General features: G+C 63.6%; 8 protein-coding genes. 5 read left to right on the forward strand and 3 right to left on the reverse strand.

What is annotated here, in order from left to right; translation table 11 throughout:
* The first annotated feature begins 566 nt into the window (after positions 1-566).
* Complete coding sequence (rpoD, locus tag FJQ89_RS26990) at positions 567-3,125, forward strand: RNA polymerase sigma factor RpoD (RefSeq protein WP_141172413.1); 2,559 nt, start codon at positions 567-569, stop codon at positions 3,123-3,125.
* Positions 3,126-3,191: 66 nt separating this feature from the next.
* Here the strand turns inward: rpoD and FJQ89_RS26995 are convergent, their stop codons facing one another.
* From FJQ89_RS26995 to ppc, 3 genes are all read right to left on the reverse strand, one after another.
* Entirely contained in the window at positions 3,192-4,331 is a 1,140-nt protein-coding gene (locus FJQ89_RS26995) for an HAF repeat-containing protein (RefSeq protein WP_141172414.1), read from the reverse strand.
* A gap of 55 nt (positions 4,332-4,386) precedes the next feature.
* Positions 4,387-6,183 (reverse strand): PAS domain-containing sensor histidine kinase, encoded by a 1,797-nt coding sequence (locus tag FJQ89_RS27000; RefSeq protein WP_168208531.1) that lies wholly within the window; start codon positions 6,181-6,183, stop codon positions 4,387-4,389.
* A 177-nt stretch (positions 6,184-6,360) separates the two neighbouring features.
* Positions 6,361-9,210 (reverse strand): phosphoenolpyruvate carboxylase, encoded by a 2,850-nt coding sequence (gene ppc, locus FJQ89_RS27005; RefSeq protein ID WP_141172416.1) that lies wholly within the window; start codon positions 9,208-9,210, stop codon positions 6,361-6,363.
* A gap of 243 nt (positions 9,211-9,453) precedes the next feature.
* On the opposite strand from ppc, the gene hemC reads away from it, so the two are divergent.
* The 4 genes from hemC to FJQ89_RS27025 are packed head-to-tail and all read left to right on the forward strand — an operon-like array spanning position 9,454 to position 13,591.
* Positions 9,454-10,458: a hydroxymethylbilane synthase gene (gene hemC / locus FJQ89_RS27010; RefSeq protein ID WP_141172417.1), complete on the forward strand. Its 1,005-nt coding sequence runs from the start codon at positions 9,454-9,456 to the stop codon at positions 10,456-10,458.
* A complete protein-coding gene (locus FJQ89_RS27015) occupies positions 10,433-11,233 on the forward strand; it encodes a uroporphyrinogen-III synthase (RefSeq protein ID WP_243136300.1) in 801 nt (266 codons plus the stop codon). The genes hemC and FJQ89_RS27015 overlap by 26 nt, the downstream gene beginning before the upstream one ends.
* Positions 11,230-12,390, forward strand: coding sequence for a uroporphyrinogen-III C-methyltransferase (locus tag FJQ89_RS27020; RefSeq protein WP_141172418.1), 1,161 nt, complete (start codon positions 11,230-11,232; stop codon positions 12,388-12,390). The genes FJQ89_RS27015 and FJQ89_RS27020 overlap by 4 nt, the downstream gene beginning before the upstream one ends.
* 34 nt (positions 12,391-12,424) lie before the next feature.
* Complete coding sequence (locus tag FJQ89_RS27025; RefSeq protein ID WP_243136600.1) at positions 12,425-13,591, forward strand: heme biosynthesis protein HemY; 1,167 nt, start codon at positions 12,425-12,427, stop codon at positions 13,589-13,591.
* The last annotated feature ends 18 nt before the right edge of the window (positions 13,592-13,609 follow it).

The following is a 13,609-nucleotide window of genomic DNA, read 5'->3' on the forward strand; positions in this document are numbered from 1 at the left end:
GGTTGGGCTATAAAAGGGGAGCATAGCACGCGCCACAGGCAAGTGCATTGTCTTTTTTGGCAACTTGCGCAGAGATAAGCGGGTCCGTACTACAGTGCACGCAGCGCGAAATGCGGGAAATGTGTATAATGTCGGCTTGCGCTGATGACTGGGCCCCGTGTTTGACGGTCTGGCTCAGGTGTGCAGGGGATAGGAGCAGTGCGGTGCAGGGCCATCATTATTGATATTTTTGATATCAGATATTTTGCTTATCAATTATCCAGATAACAGGCCTTCGTGCATAATCTTGCTCTCCGCTGTGTCTTCACTGAACAACAATAGATTCAAGCCCGTTCTGGTACGGGCTTTTTTTCATTCCGCAATGTACATCGCTTATTTATCTGATCCGGCTTCGGCCCCGCCGCCCTCATTGCGGGATGCGCGGGCTTTGAGCGCCCTGATAAGCAGGCGCCGCTGCCGTTAACGGCAGCCGCAACAATACGCTCCATCGAGTCCGGTTTCGCAGGCTTAGGTGGAATCATTCACTTCGCGCCGACACCATCTGGTCTCGCATTAAGAGATATCTCATGAAGAATACGCCAAAAACTTTAACGTTGTCCGCCAAGGCGCCACGCCCAGCCGCGGCACCACTTGCCGTACCCAAAACGACTTTATCTTACTTCATCGATAATGCGCAAGCGAATCCGGAAGCGACCGTCACGACGGCACCCACCGTCGTCACCGTGGTGAAGAAAAGCCGCTCGCGCCTGGCCGCCGTGCCACCGGCCGATGCGGCTGTGGAAGCGGCCGTCAGCGCCCCGGCTGCCGAGGCTGTTGCCGACGTGGCCGAGTCCGCCGAAGCCGTACCGGCCAAGACGCCAAGCGTGAAGATCGCCCCCGGCGCCAAGGCCGCGGCCGCGCCGCGCAAGGTCAGCGAAAGCGCCGCCACGAACAAAGTGGTGACGGCAGCCCGTTCGAAAGTCGTGCGCGCCAAGCCTGAAGTGGCGCCCGTGACCATCATCACCGGCGCGCAAGTGGTCAGCAAGACCACTGACGCCGATGCCCTTGCCGCCATCGATACCTCGAATTACTTCTTGCCGACCGTCAAGGTGCCAGGCCGCCGAGGCCGCAAACCAAGTGAATTCACGCCGGAAAACGATGAAGTGGCAGCACTCAACGCCGTCGAGCGCGCCGAATTGAAGGCCGTGTCGAAAGCGCGCGACCGCAAGGCCAAGGGCGGCCTGGCCGATGCACTGGGCGATCCGGAAGCCTCGGCAGCGGACCTGGAACGCCGCCGCAAGCAGATCACGGGCTTGATCAACATGGGCAAGGAACGCGGTTTCCTCACCTATGCCGAGATCAATGACCAATTGCCGGAAAACATCATCGATCCGGAAGCGATCGAAGGCATCATCGCCACCTTCAACGACATGGGCATCGCCGTCTATGAGCGCGCCCCTGACGCGGAAAGCCTGTTGTTGACCGACAACGTCGCCACCGTCACCAGCGACGATGAAGTGGAAGCGGCTGCCGCGACCGCCCTCTCGACGGTCGACTCCGACTTCGGCCGCACCACCGACCCCGTGCGCATGTACATGCGTGAAATGGGCGCCGTGGCGCTGCTGACGCGCGAAGGCGAGATCGAGATCGCCAAGCGCATCGAAGGCGGCCTGAAAGACATGATCCAGGCGATTTCCGCCTGCCCCACCACCATCGGCGAAATCGTTGCGCTGTCGCAAAAAATTGCGCGCGACGAAATCAAGGTCGATGAAGTGGTCGACGGCTTTGTCGACTTGAACGAAAGCAATGCCCCGGCGCCTGCCGCTGCCCCCGCGCCTGCTGCCGCCAGCGGTGACGACGAGGAAGAGGAAGAAGAAGCCGAGGAAGAAGATGGCGACGCGAACGGCGGCGCGGCCGGCTTCTCCAGCGAGCAGCTGGCGCAGCTGAAAAAGAATGCGTTGGAGAAATTCAACGTCATTTCGACGCAGTACGAGAAGATGCGCAAGGCGCCCGAGGGTTATAACTCGAAAGCCTACGTCAAGGCGCAGGAAGCCATTTCGCAGGAATTGCTGGGCATCCGCTTCACGGCCAAGGTCGTCGAAAAGCTGTGCGACACCCTGCGCGGCCAGATGGAAGAAGTGCGCCACATCGAGCGCGCCGTGCTGGAACTGTGCGTGAACAAATGCGGCATGCCGCGCGCCCACTTCATCAAGGTGTTCCCGGGCAATGAATGCGACCTGGAATGGGTCGACCGCGAAGTCGATTGCAAGTATCCGTACAGCGCCATCCTCAGCCGCAACGTGCCTGCCGTCAAGGAACTGCAAAAGAAGATGATCGACCTGCAAGCGCGCGTGGCCTTGCCGCTGGCTGACTTGCGCAAGATCAACAAGCAGATGGCTGCCGGCGAAAAGCGTGCGCGTCACGCGAAACGCGAAATGACGGTCGCCAACTTGCGTCTGGTCATCTCGATCGCCAAGAAATACATCAACCGCGGCTTGCAATTCCTCGATCTGATCCAGGAAGGCAACATCGGCTTGCTGAAGGCGGTCGATAAATTCGAATACCGTCGCGGCTACAAGTTCTCGACCTACGCCACCTGGTGGATACGCCAGGCGATCACGCGTTCGATCGCCGACATGGCCCGCACCATCCGCGTGCCGGTACACATGATCGAAACGATCAACAAGATGAACCGCATCTCGCGCCAGATCATGCAGGAAACGGGCAGCGAACCGGACCTGGCGACCCTGGCCGTCAAGATGGAAATGCCGGAAAACAAGGTGCGCGAGATCATGAAGATCGCGAAAGAGCCGATTTCCATGGAAACGCCGATGGGCGAAGATGGCGATTCGCAACTGGGCGACTTCATCGAAGACAACACCACCCTGGCACCGCTGGACGCCGCGCTGCATGCGTCGATGCGCAATGTGATCAAGGAAGTGCTGGACTCGCTGACGCCGCGCGAAGCGAAAGTGCTGCGCATGCGTTACGGCGTGGAAATGTCGAACGACCACACGCTGGAAGAAGTGGGCAAGCAGTTCGACGTGACGCGCGAGCGCATCCGCCAGATCGAGGCGAAAGCCATGAGCAAGCTGCGCCAGCCTTCGCGTTCGGACAAACTCAAGACTTTCCTCACGCAAAACTAAGCGTAGGGCAAGTACACAAAAAAAGAGGCGCAAGCCTCTTTTTTTTCGTCCATCCGTAGCGTTGGCTTACATGAAACGCGTGCGCGCGCCCAGCAGGCCCATGCGATAGTTGCGCTGCAATTTGTACAGCACCACGCCGCTGGCGGAGATGAGGATGGTGATGAGCAGCCAGTCCAATGGATTGCTGCGCTGCGGTGCGGGCGCCGCTTGCGACGGCACGGCGAAGGCCTGGAACTTGTGCCCCGTGTAGATGGCGCCGACCACCAGGCCCGCATCGGTGATCTTGTTGGTCAGGTACAGGCCGTCGTCGCGGCGGCGCACCGTCATCACGCCTTCCTTGTAGACAAAGGTCATCGGTTCAAAGCCTTTGATGCTGACGCTGCCGACGACGTGTCCGGCCGCGTTGACTGCCGTGGCGTAGCTGTCGCCCTGGCCTATCATGGCGCCCAGGTCGAGCATGCGCTTGCCGTCCCAGGCAAACGCGTGCCAGCGGCGCTTCTCCGTTTCCGATGCGCCCACGACCAGGCCTGCGTCATTGATGGCAGTGGCTGAACTGATGCGTCCGCCGGGCAGGGTGCCGATTTCCTGCATGCCCGTGCCGGGGCGGTAGACGAAGGCGCGGCGGTAGCCGTCGCCGCGCTGCGCCGTGCCCACCACCACGCCATGTGTGTTCAGGCCGCTTGCATAGCTGCTGGCGCCGCCCAGGGTACCCAGGTCTTGCAGGCTGTGGTCGGCTTTCGTGACAAAGGCGTGGAAATCGCCGGCGCTGGTGTCGGCATAGCCGGCGATCATGCCGTCGCGCGTGATGGCCGTGGCATAGCTGCTGGTGCCGCCCAGAGTGCCCAGGTCGCGCATGCCGCCTGCCGCGTCGTAGCGGAAGGCGTGCCAGGCGCCACCGGCCGTTTGCGCCGAGCCGACCACCACGCCATGGGTATTGATGGCCTTGGTAAAGCCTTCATTGCCGCCCAGGGTGCCCAGTTCGCGGATGCGGCCATGCTGATAGGTCACGGCGCGGCGCCGTCCTTCTTCTTCCATGATGATGCCGGCCACCAGGCCGGCCGGGTTCAGGTCGGAAGCGATGCTGCCATTGCCATCCCTTTCACCAAAGCCGCGTTCGGCATAGGTGGTGGCGCTGGCGGTGGGGATAGCGGCCAGCAGGAGCAGGCCGAGCAGTGGGGCGGGGAAGCAGGCGAACCGTGGCAGCATGATAGTTTCCTCAAAGAAAAAACTTACTATACTTTTTTATGGCGCAAATGCATACTTAATTTGCTACTGTTTTTGCTAATTTTTGTGTTTTGGCATGATCGGCATGGCGCTGGCCTGCCTGCTGGGGCAGGTGGATGGCCAGCGCCGTGCCACGGCCCGCCTGGCTGTCGATGCGCAGTTCGCCGCCCAGCGCATGGACACGTTCGCGTATGCTTTTCAGGCCGAAGGCGGCCCGCTTGCCGTGGTCGCCCGGCTGCATGCCGATGCCGTTGTCGCTGATGCGCAGGACGATGGCGTCCGCATCTTGCGCCAGCGCCACTTCCACTTCGCTGGCCTGGGCGTGGCGCACGATGTTCGACAACGATTCCTGCAGCACGCGGAAGATGGCCGACGTCTGGCGCTGGTCCAGGCCCAGGTCGGGCGCCTCGCTGTCGAGCGTGAGCCGGTAGCGGATGGCGCCACGGCTCTCCATCTGTCGGATCAGCCACTCGGCCGCCGGGCCCAGTCCCAGCTCCAGGGTACTGGGATGCAAGTCATTGATGATGGTGCGCACCGAGCGGATGGTGGCGTCGATGGTGTCGAGCACGCGCTGTGCGTGGCGGTGCAGGCGCGGGTGGCTGGTGGCCGTGCGCGCATGCAGCAGCGACACATCGATGCGCAGCACCATCAGGTTCTGGCCCAGGTCGTCATGAATATCGAGCGCGATGCGGCGCCTTTCCTGTTCCTTGATGGTTTGCTGGTGGTCGCTCAGTTCGCGCAGCTGGGCCAGGGTACGCTGCAGGTTTTCCTCGTTGCGCTTGCTTTCCGTGATGTCGATGCCCATGGCGATGATCATCTGCGGCCGGCCTTGCGCGTCGAAGATGGGTTTTTTATGCGTCTGCAGCAGGCGGTTTTCCTGCAGCCGCGCATTCCATACCAGTTCTTCGCGGATCACCACCTGGCGGCTGGCAAACGCTTCCTGGTCCGCCGTGTGGAATCCCTGGGTCTGCTCCGCGGGGAAGTGCTGCACGTCGCGTCCTTCGGCGATATCCTGGAATTGCACGCCCCATTGCTGCTCGCAGGCCTGGTTCATCAGCAGCATGCGCGAATCGGCATCTTTCAGGAACAGCGACAGGGGCATCATGGAAATGATGTCCTGCAGCCGCTCTTCGCTGCGCGCCAGGGCCGCTTCCGTTTGTGCGCGCATGGCGATTTCCGCGGAGAGCTGGAGATTGACATCGAGCAGTTGGGCGGTGCGCAGGGCCACGCGGCTTTCCAGCTCCGCATGGGCCAGGCTCAACGCGTGTTCGGCCCGCTTGTGTTCGGTGATGTCGCTGGCCAGCACCAGTGCGCCCGTCACCGTGCCGTGCTGGTCGTACAGGCGGCGTCCGCTGAGCATGGCCCAGCGCTGTGTGCCGTCGCCATGCCGGTATTGCAATTCGCCCATGCAGCTATCGCTCGCCGTCTGGCGTAGCGGACACAGGCGCAGCAAGGTGGCCTCGTCGTGGAATTCCTCCATGGAGTGGTGCAGCAGCTGGTCGGCGGGGACACCGAGCATGTCGCACAGGCGCTGGTTGACGTACAGGATACGGCCTTGCGCATCCGTTTGCCACATGCCGTCCTGCGCCGTTTCGCTCAGGTGCTGGTAGCGCAGGAGGCTGGCGTCCAGTTGCGAACGCGTGCTGGCGAGGTGGGCGCGCAGCCTGCGCATCAGCCAAATGGCCGTGCCGGCGGCGCTCGCCAGCAGCAGGGTCAGCCAGACATGCTCCCAGAAGTCGAGCGCCGGCCAGGCCGCACCGGCCAGCCAGCCCAGCATGATCAGGATGAGGGCGGCGCAGGCCGCACTCAGCGTTTCAATCGACCATTTGCTCATCCGCGTCCCTGGCGTCATGGTTGGCCGCTGCGGTGTGCATGGGGCCTAAGTTGGGAAGGTGTCAACCGCTAGTGTAATACCAATTGTTGTTTTATTGAGAATATTTTGTAATTGGGCAAGAAAAAGGGCCGGCCCTTGCGGTGCCGGCCCTTGTCTGCCGATGGCAGCCTGGCGCGATCAGCCCGTGTTGCGCAGACCGGCCGCCACGCCGTTGATCGACAGCTGGATGCCGCGGTGGACCCTTTCGTCGATCTTGCTTTCCGCCGACAGGGCGCGGTTGCGCTTGATCAATTCCACCTGCAAGTGGTTCAGCGGGTCGAGATAGGCGAAGCGGTTCTGGATCGAGCGGGCCAGCAGCGGATTGCCCGCCAGGCGCTCCGTGTTGCCGGTGATCAGCTCCAGGCAGCGCAAGGTGTTGCCATGCTCGTCCGTGATGCGCTTGTAGATGCGTTCGCGCAAGTCCTGGTCTGCCACCAGTTCCGCATAGCGCGAGGCAATCGCCAGGTCCGTCTTGGCCAGCACCATGTCCATGTTCGACAGCAGGGTGGCAAAGAACGGCCATTCGGCGTACATGGCGCGCAGGGTGGCGATTTTTTCATCTTTCGACGCGCCGTCGGCCTGGTCGATCCAGGCCTCGATGGCGCTGCCGAAACCGAACCAGCCCGGCAGCAGCAAGCGGCACTGGCCCCAGGAAAAGCCCCAGGGAATGGCGCGCAAGTCTTCGATGCGCTGGTTGGCCTTGCGCGAGGCGGGGCGCGAACCGAGGTTCAGCTCGGCGATTTCCGCAATTGGCGTGGCCGAGAAGAAGTACTCCGTAAAACCCGGCGTTTCATACACGAGGTGGCGGTAGGCGTGATAAGCCAGGTCCGACAGCTGCGCCATCACGGCTTCGAACTGCGCCAGCTCGCTTGCGTGCGCGGGATTGGCCGCCTGCGGCGCCAGGCTCGCTTCGAGGGTGGCGGCGACCAGCAATTCCAGGTTGCGCCGGCCGATTTCCGCGTTGGAAAACTTCGAGGCGATGATTTCGCCCTGTTCCGTCAGGCGGATCTGGCCGTTGACGGTGCCCGGCGGCTGGGCCAGGATGGCTTCGTAGCTGGGTCCGCCGCCGCGTCCTACCGTGCCGCCGCGCCCATGGAACAGGCGCAGCTTGACGCCGGCCTTCTGGAAGTCGGACACCAGCGCCAGTTCCGCCTTGTACAGTTCCCAGTTCGATGTGAGGAAACCGCCATCCTTGTTCGAATCGGAATAGCCGAGCATGACTTCCTGCAATTGTCCCTGCTTGGCGATCAATTGCTTGACCAAAGGCAAGGCCATGACCTCGCTCATGATGCCGGCCGCGCGCTGCAGGTCGGGGATCGTTTCGAACAGGGGAATGACCATCAGCTCGCACGTGCTCTCGCCGTCGTCTGCTGCCTTCCAGTCGGTGCGCAGCAAGCCCGTTTCCTTTTGCAGCAGTAACACTTCCAGCAGGTCGGACACGGTTTCGGTGTGCGAAATGATGTAGTTGCGGATGGCCCGCGCGCCGTAGCGCTGACGGATGTCGCGCGCCGCGCGCAGGATCGCCAGCTCGGAATCCGTTTCCGTGGCGTAGGCGATGTAGGGCGAGTACAGCAGCCGCGGCTGGGCCAGTTCGCTCAGCAGCAGTGTCTGCTTGTCTTCCTCGGACAGCGACGTGTAATCGGCGGCCACGCCGCTGTGCGCGAACAGGTCGGCCAGCACGCGCTCGTGCACGTCGGACGTCTGGCGCATGTCAAGCGAAGCAAGGTGGAAACCGAAGATGTCGGCCGCGCGCGCCAGGGTGGCCAGGCGCGGGCGCACCAGGGCCGCGCCGTGGTGCGATTCGAGCGAGGCGACGATGGTGCGCAAGTCGGCGACAAACGCGCCCGCGTCCGGATAGGCGGCCGCCGGCCCCACTTCCTTGCGCAGGATATTGGTGGCGCCCAGCGCGCGGGCGGTGGCGGCCAGGCGCGCATAGATGCCGATCAGGGCGCGGCGGTACGGTTCATCGCTGCGATGCGGCGAGGCGTCCGGCGACTGGTCGGCCAGTGCCTGCAATTCGGCGCTGACGCCCACCATCAGGGTCGAGACGGACAATTCCGCGCCCAGCGCGTGCACTTCGTCGAGGTAAAAGTCGAGGATGGTGGTGGCGTGGCGTGCCAGCGCGTGCTGCATGGTGCCCGCATTCACGTTCGGGTTGCCGTCGCGGTCGCCGCCGATCCAGCTGCCCATCTGCACGTAGGCGGCATTGATCGGTTCGATGGTGCCGTCGCCGTTCGGGTACTCGGCGGCGATATCGTCCTCGATGTCGTCATACAGGCCCGGCAGTTCGCGCAGGAAGGTGATGCGGTAGTAGGACAGGGCGTTTTCGATCTCGTCGGCCACCGTCAGCTTCGAGTAGCGCAGCATGCGCGTCTGCCACAGGGTGGAGACGCGCGAGCGCAGCAGCTGCATGTTGGCGTGCCGCTCTTTCGGCGTCTGCGGCAGGTCGCGCTCGGCCAGCAGGCGGGCGATGTCGTGCTCGGCGTCGAGAATGCTCTTGCGCTGCACTTCCGTCGGGTGGGCGGTCAGCACAGGGGCGATCAGCGCCTCCTGGAAGAAGGTGTCGACCGTCTTGCGCGGCACGCCGGCGGCGCGCAGTTTTTTCAGCGCGAAGCTGATGCTGCCCTTTTGCGCTGGCGAGCCGGCCAGCAGGTGGGCGCGGCGGCGGCGGATGTGGTGTTGATCTTCCGCAATGTTGGCCAGGTGTGAAAAATAGGAAAAGGCGCGCACCACGGAAATCGTCTGTTCGCGGCTCAGTTCTTTCAGCATGGCGTCGAGTTCCAGCGCGGCGCCGGCGTCCGCTTCGCGGCGGAAGCGCACGGACGTCTGGCGTATGGTTTCCACCACATTGAAGACGGCGTCGCCTTCCTGCTCGCGCAACACGTCGCCCAGCAGGCGGCCCAGCAGGCGGATATCTTCTTTCAGTGGCGCGTCCTTGTCGGAACCGGCCGCTGGAACTATTTCTGGTGCTACTGCGTCATTGAGCATAATAAAGAACCAAAGTAAGTGTAAAAGCAAGGGAATGTGGATCGCACCGGGCGTTTGGCCGCAGAGGGGAGGGGGCGCATGATAAAATTTGTGGTCTTCAACATGGACGCTAGCCTGACTTGGCCTTCTAGGCCAAGGGATAACGATTATAGCGACGCCGGGTGCCTTTTCGATATAAATTGATATCGGACGGGCGAATTGGCAACGATAATGACAACGACAGCCACAGCGAAAGAACTTGTTTTGAAAGCATCCGAATTGACCCCGAACGAATTGAATATTCCTGCCCGCCTGGTGATCGCCACGCGCGAGAGCCGCCTTGCCATGTGGCAAGCGGAACACGTGCGTGCGCGCCTGGCCGCCCTGTATCCGCAGTGTAGCGTTGAAATTCTCGGCATGACCACACGCGGCGACCAGATTCTGGACCGCGCCCTGTCCAAGGTAGGCGGCAAGGGCCTGTTCGTCAAGGAGCTGGAAGTGGCGATGGAAGAAGGCCGCGCCGACCTGGCCGTGCATTCGCTGAAAGACGTGCCGATGGAGTTGCCTGAAGGCTATAGCCTGGCCGCCATCCTCGAGCGCGAAGACCCGCGCGACGCGTTCGTGTCGAACGACTACGCCAGCCTGGCCGAGTTGCCGCACGGCGCCGTGGTCGGCACCAGCAGCCTGCGCCGCCAGTCGCTGATCGCCGCGCGCTACCCGCACCTGACGATCCTGCCCCTGCGCGGCAACCTCGATACGCGTTTGGGCAAACTGGACCGTGGCGATTACGCCGCCATCATCCTGGCCGCCGCCGGCCTGAAACGCCTGGGCCTGGCATCGCGCATCCGCGCCGTGCTGGCGCCGGAAGACAGCCTGCCGGCCGCAGGGCAGGGCGCCATGGCGATCGAAATCCGCAGCGGCCGCGTTGACGGCGCCGACCTGGTGCGCCTGCTGGCGCCGCTGAACCACACGGCCACGGCGCAAGCCGTCACGGCCGAGCGCAAGGTGTCGAAGATTTTCGGCGGCAGCTGCCAGATTCCGCTGGCCGCCTTTGCCACCGTCGAGGGCGAACAGATGCGCTTGCGCGCCATGGTCGCCACGCCGGACGGCGCGCGCATGGCCAGCGCCGACGTGAGCGGCCCGGCCGGCGCGCCGGAACAGCTGGGCGAGCAAGTGGCCGAATTGCTGCGCGGCCAGGACGCCGCCGGCATCCTCGCCTCGTGCGCGGTCACGCCCGACAACCATGAAGGCCTGGCGCCGCATGCCTGACAGCGTGGTGATCACGCGGCCTGCGGCGCAGGCAGGGCCGCTGGCCGCTAAAATTGCGGCGCTGGGCTGGCCCGTGACCCTGCTGCCGCTGCTGGAAATCCACGCGCTTGACGGCGAGGACGAATGCGCGCAGCTGCAAGCCGTGCTGGCGCGCCTGGCCGACTACGACCTGGTGGCGTTTGTTTCGCCCAACGCCATCGATTGCGTCTTTGCGCACCTGGCCGTCTGGCCGCCTGGCGTGCCGCTGGCCGTGGTGGGAGAGGGCAGCAAGATGGCCTTGGCCGCGCATGGCGTCACGCACGCCAACGCCAGCATCACCAGCCCGTTTGACACGGCGCGCAGCGATTCCGAACATCTGTTGCTGGCGCTGGACTTGCCGGCCCTGCGCGGCAAGCGCGTGCTGATCGTGCGCGGCGACGGCGGACGCGACTACCTGGCTGACGGCTTGCGCGCGGCCGGCGCTGAAGTCGAGTTCGTCACGGCTTACCGCCGCAAGGTGCCAACGCTGACGCCGGCCTTGCGCGCGACCCTGGAAAACCTGTTGCAGCATAATAATGAATGGATCATCACCAGCTCGGAAGCGCTGCGCGGTTTGCTGGCGCTGCTGGGCGAAATGGGCGATGAAAAGATGGCTGTTGTGAAAATGCAACAGCAGCATTTGATCGTGCCGCACGCGCGCATTGCACAAACGGCGGCGGCCCTGGGTTTTGCCCGTGTCACCTTGACAGGATCAGGCGACGCAGGAGTGCTCGCCGCGTTACAATCACGACCATGAACGAAATGCCTACACTCTCCGAACCGAATGCAACGCCTGGCGGCGCCGTGAAGACGGCGCCGCAGGCGGCCGACCAACCTGCTGGCCGCGCGCCGACGCTGCTCGAACAGCTGCAAAAGCCCATGAGCATCGCCGTCATCGTGCTGGCCGTGCTGCTGGCTGCGCAAAGCTGGTCGACCAGCAAGCAGATCCGCAACCTGCGCGAAGAAGTAGCCAAGCGCCTGCAAAAGGGCGATGTCAGCAACGCTGAAACGGGCGTGCTGGCGCGCAACGTGCAAGAAGGCACGAAAGAGCTGCAAATCAAGGTGGGCGCGCTGGAAAACCGCCAGAGCGAAACGCAAAGCCAGCAGCTGGCGCTGGAACAACTGTATAACGACTTGTCGAAGAACCGCGACGAGTGGGCGCTGACGGAAATCGAGCAAGTGCTGTCGACGGCCAGCCAGCAGCTGCAACTGGCCGGCAACGTGCCCGGCGCACTGATCGCCCTGCAAAACGCCGACCGCAGCCTGTCGCGTTCCGACAAGCCGCAATTCATCACCATCCGCCGCGCCATCGGGCGCGACATGGAAAAACTCAAGGCCCTGCCCAGCGTCGATTCGACGGGCGTGGCCCTGCGCCTCGATGCCGTGATCGCCCAGATCGACGCCTTGCCGATGCTGTCCGACGAAACGCCGGCCTTGCCGGCCGCGCCGGAAAAGCCTGGCAAAGCCAAGGCCGGGGCCAAGCCCGTGCGCGATGCCAGCGGCAAGCTGGTCGGACCGCCGGCGCCGGAACCGCTGCTGCAAACAGTGCGCGACGGCTTCAATACCTGGAGCGGCGACATGTGGAATGACGTGCGTCAATTGATCCGCATCCGCAGAGTCGATACGCCGGAAGCGCTGATGCTGTCGCCGACGCAGTCGTATTTCTTGCGGGAAAACGTCAAGCTGCGTCTGCTGAATGCCCGCATGGCCTTGTTGTCGCGCAATGAAACGGCATTCCGCAACGACTTGATCGCTGCGCAGGATGCGCTGGCCAAGTATTTCGACACCCGCGCCAAGAGCACGCAGACGGCGCAAGCCTTGCTGCGCCAGGTGCAGGGCAGCAACCTGGCCATCGAAATGCCAACCTTGTCCGACAGCCTGGCGGCTGTGCGCAACTACAAAGCGAAGTCCTGAGCCCATGCGTCTATTTCTCTGGTTACTCGCCCTGATGGCCGCGGCGATCGGTATCGCCGTGACGGCCCGTTTCAACCCCGGCAACGTGGTGCTGTTCTATCCGCCGTACCGCATCGATTTGTCGCTGAACTTCTTCCTGCTGCTGCAGGTCGTGCTGTTCGTGCTGCTATACCTGCTGGTGCGCGCCGTGCGCGGCACCGTGCGCATGCCGGCGCAAGTGGCGGCCTACCGCCAGCGCAAGCGTGAGCGCGATGGCAACAAGGGCTTGCGCGAAGCCTTGAAAGCCCTGTTCGAAGGCCGTTTCGGGCATGCCGAGAAGGCCGCCCTGCGCGCCGCCGAGCTGGAAGAAAATGCCGGCCTGGCCGCGCTGATCGGCGCGCGCGCCGCGCACCGCATGCGCCAGTCCGAGCGCCGCGACAGCTGGCTGGCCCGTGTCGAAGGCGATGCCAGCCTGAAAACGGCCCGTTTGATGACGGTGACGGAATTGCTGGTCGACGACCACCAGCCGGAAGCGGCCCTGGCGGCCGTGCGCGAGCTCAATGCCAGCGGCACGCGCCATATCCACGCGCTGCAATGGTCGCTGAAGGCCGAGCAGCAGGCGAAGAACTGGCCGGAAGTGCTGCGTCTCGTGCGTTCGCTCGACAAGCACCGCGCCCTGCATCCGGCCCTGTCGTCGCGCCTGCGCGAGCTGGCCTACGACCATTTGCTGTCCGACCCCTCGCATGACGCCGAATCGCTGATGCGCGTCTGGTCCACCGTGCCCAGCAGCGACCGGGTCAAGCCGTATATCGCCTGCCGTGCCGCCACGGCCCTGAATGCGCGCAGCCTGCACGATGAGGCGCGCCTCGTGTGCGAAGAGTCGCTGGCCGCCGACTGGGACGAGCGCGTCGTGCGCGCCTACCGCGAAGCGGCGGCGCCCGCCGGCACGCCGGCCCTGCTGCTGCAGATCGAGCATTGCGAGCAATGGATGAAACAGCGTCCGCTCGATGCGGAACTGGCGCTGACCCTGGGCACCCTGTGCCTCAAGCAAAAACTGTGGGGCAAGGCCCAGCGCCACCTGGAGCAGGCTTTGTCCGACGCGAACGAGCCGCAAATGGTGCGCGATGCTCACCTGAAGCTGGCGCAGATGCACGATGCCTTGCAGCAGACGGAACAGGCTGCAGCGCATTACCGGCAGTGCGCGCTGGCCACCATCCTGTAAGCCATTTCATCAGACGTA

Origin of the sequence: Janthinobacterium tructae (genome assembly GCF_006517255.1) — a bacterium.
Classification (GTDB): domain Bacteria; phylum Pseudomonadota; class Gammaproteobacteria; order Burkholderiales; family Burkholderiaceae_D; genus Janthinobacterium; species Janthinobacterium tructae.

Excerpts from the sequence above, each read along its gene's own strand:
- FJQ89_RS27015 (WP_243136300.1), top strand. The coding sequence starts at position 10,433 with ATGAAGGCCTGGCGCCGCATGCCTGACAGCGTGGTGATCACGCGGCCT.
- rpoD (WP_141172413.1), top strand. The coding sequence starts at position 567 with ATGAAGAATACGCCAAAAACTTTAACGTTGTCCGCCAAGGCGCCACGC.
- FJQ89_RS27000 (WP_168208531.1), bottom strand. The coding sequence starts at position 6,183 with ATGAGCAAATGGTCGATTGAAACGCTGAGTGCGGCCTGCGCCGCCCTC.
- ppc (WP_141172416.1), bottom strand. The coding sequence starts at position 9,210 with ATGCTCAATGACGCAGTAGCACCAGAAATAGTTCCAGCGGCCGGTTCC.
- FJQ89_RS26995 (WP_141172414.1), bottom strand. The coding sequence starts at position 4,331 with ATGCTGCCACGGTTCGCCTGCTTCCCCGCCCCACTGCTCGGCCTGCTC.
- FJQ89_RS27020 (WP_141172418.1), top strand. The coding sequence starts at position 11,230 with ATGAACGAAATGCCTACACTCTCCGAACCGAATGCAACGCCTGGCGGC.
- FJQ89_RS27025 (WP_243136600.1), top strand. The coding sequence starts at position 12,425 with ATGGCCGCGGCGATCGGTATCGCCGTGACGGCCCGTTTCAACCCCGGC.